The organism is Corynebacterium sp. HMSC062A03, from assembly GCF_001811145.1.
GTDB classification, from domain to species: domain Bacteria; phylum Actinomycetota; class Actinomycetes; order Mycobacteriales; family Mycobacteriaceae; genus Corynebacterium; species Corynebacterium aurimucosum.
Window position 1 is genome coordinate 1 of record NZ_KV803684.1, and the last position, 343, is coordinate 343.

Sequence of the window (343 nt, forward strand, 5' to 3'; positions counted from 1 at the left end):
TGTTGGTTGTGTGTTCGTTATTTAGGGCGCATGGTGGATGCCTTGGCATGCTGAGCCGATGAAGGACGTGTAAGGCTGCGTTAAGCCTCGGGGAGTTGTCAATAAAGCGTTGATCCGAGGATGTCCGAATGGGGAAACCTGGCACCTGTTATGGGGTGTTACCCTTCAGTGAATTCATAGCTGTTGTGGGGGTTTACGCGGGGAAGTGAAACATCTCAGTACCCGTAGGAGAAGAAAATAAAATATGATTCTGCTAGTAGTGGCGAACGAACGTGGATGAGGCTAAACCGTGTGCATGTGATACTTGGTAGGGGTTGTGTGTGCGGTGTTGTGGGCCCCAATG

Annotated in this window: 1 rRNA gene; it reads left to right on the forward strand. The window is 50.4% G+C overall.

What is annotated here, in order from left to right:
• Positions 1-10: 10 nt before the first annotated feature.
• A 23S ribosomal RNA gene (locus HMPREF2781_RS07930) occupies positions 11-343 on the forward strand; the annotation flags it as partial.